Origin of the sequence: Microbacterium sp. H6 (genome assembly GCF_003314775.1) — a bacterium.
In the GTDB taxonomy this organism is placed as follows: domain Bacteria; phylum Actinomycetota; class Actinomycetes; order Actinomycetales; family Microbacteriaceae; genus Microbacterium; species Microbacterium oxydans.
Genome location: NZ_QOAY01000025.1, coordinates 396 through 2,405 on the forward strand (window position 1 = coordinate 396; position 2,010 = coordinate 2,405).

At 69.5% G+C, this 2,010-nt stretch carries 2 protein-coding genes and 1 pseudogene; all 3 read right to left on the reverse strand.

Annotated features, from left to right (window positions below; all coding sequences use genetic code 11):
- A pseudogene (locus tag DSP71_RS01145) lies at positions 1-442 on the reverse strand (ABC transporter permease); the annotation flags it as partial.
- 32 nt (positions 443-474) lie between these two features.
- Entirely contained in the window at positions 475-1,197 is a 723-nt protein-coding gene (locus DSP71_RS01150; RefSeq protein ID WP_046747893.1) for an ATP-binding cassette domain-containing protein, read from the reverse strand.
- Positions 1,194-2,010 (reverse strand): hypothetical protein (locus DSP71_RS01155; protein ID WP_220151063.1); only part of this gene is annotated, 817 nt, incomplete at its 5' end. The genes DSP71_RS01150 and DSP71_RS01155, both read right to left, overlap by 4 nt.

Here is a 2,010-nt window from a genome sequence, read left to right on the forward strand (position 1 = left end):
CGATCGCGCCGCCGATGAGCGCACCGAGAATCGTGCCGACCAGAGCCCCCGCGTAGATGCGCCAGGCTTCCTGGGTGAGGGTCGGAGCCACACCGTCCTGAACGAGGAAGACGAAGACGCCCGCGGTCCACAGCGCGAAGACACCGAGCGACAGGGCGACGGCCACCGCCACGCCTGCCACGAGCTTTCCGCCGAAGGTTCGCGGGAACCCCACTGCCGTGAGTGTCCGGTCCATCGACGCGTAGTAGTACTCCCTGGTCACCGCGTAGGCGCTGACGAACGCGGCGGAGATCACCGACCACGCCAGCGGCTCGAGGAGACGGGCGGTCGCCACCCCGGCAGCGACACCCCCGAGATCGAAGCGCGAACCGTCCGAGAAGAGCACGAACAGCGGCATGAGCACCGCGACGAGATAGACGGCGAGAACCGAGGGACCGCTCACGGACCGCAGCATCTCCCCGCGGATGACACCCCTCATGCCGATGCTCCCTCGACGAGATCGAAATACCTGCTCTCGAGCGAGTCGACGTCTCCCGCCACGAGCTCGCTGAGCGGGCCGGCGAAGAGCGCGCGACGCTTGATGACCACGACCTGGTCGACGACCTGTTCGAGTTCCGGGAGCTGATGGCTGGAGACCAGGACCGTCCCTCCCCGCGCGACGAAGTCACGGAGGAAGCGGCGGAGCCAGCGGATGCCGTCGGGATCGAGGCCGTTCGCCGGCTCGTCGAGGATGAGGGTGCGTGGAGAGCCGATCAGTGCGGCCGCCAGACCGAGTCGCTGCGTCATGCCCGTCGAGAAGGCCTTCACCCGACGACGGGCATCATCCGCGAGCCCGACCTCTTCGAGCACCTCGTCCACGCGTCGACGGGGCGCTCCGGCTGCGAGTCGGCAGATCTCCAGATGCCGCCGCGCGGTGATGCCCGGTTCGAACCCGAAGCCGTCCATATGCACTCCGACGCGCGACGCCGGATCGCGCCGCGCCGCGAAAGGCTCCCCGTCGATCAGACAGTCGCCGCTCGTGGGCCTGAGCAGACCGACGATGGCCCGCAGGGTCGTCGATTTGCCCGCGCCGTTCGGCCCGAGCAGACCGACGATCGAACCGCGCGGCACGGCGAACGACAGGTCCTCGACCGCCGCCCGATGCCCGAACCTCTTGGTGAGCGCTCGCACCTCGATCGCAGGCTGGTTCGTCTTCATTGCCTCTCCTCCTCTTCTGCCCACAGGGGCGACAGCGGCGCCATCACACCCCGCGTCCAGAGCATCTGCCACACGTTGGTCGTTCCGAGGTCGATACGGGCCTGGCCGGTCGACGGGAGTCTCCGCTCCGGCATCTCCACGTCGACGGTCCCGACGACCACGGCGGGAACAGTCAGTCCCTCGGCCCTGACGGGGAACAGGGCGTCCACGGGAACCGTGATCGGTTGCGGCGGCTGGGGGCGGACACTGCCCACCCCCAGCGGTTCGTTCATGAGGATGCCGCGACTGCTCAACAGCACGCGGGCGCCGTCGGGCACCTCGACCGCGGTCCTTTCGCCTCCCTGGACGAGGCTCACCCGACCGTCGTCGGCGACGAACCCGAACGTCGCCGTGGCGGGAACGGGCAGCAGCGTGCCGGTGATCACGACCGCCGCAGCCAGGGCGACACACACTCCGACGAAGCGGACTCGGGAGACACCGGAGCGCAGCACGCGGGAGAGCGCGCGCACCAGCAGGCCGCAGCCCACCAGGACGACGACGGCTTCGAGCGCGACCACGAACAGACCGAGCACCGGTCCCCCGTCGGCGAACGCGCGCACCGTCCTGGTCACCACGAGCACGACCATCACGACCGGGGCGAGCAGGCTCGCGAGACCGAACGGCACGCTCCACCACGTCTGCACGCTCCGGTTCACCGGCGCTCCGCCGAACAGCCGGCGGCTCAGCGCGTTCGCACCGTCGCTGATGGTCCTGCCACGGAGGTTCGGCGTGTCGAGGGCGTTCATCAGGGCGATGTAGCCGTCGAATCGCACG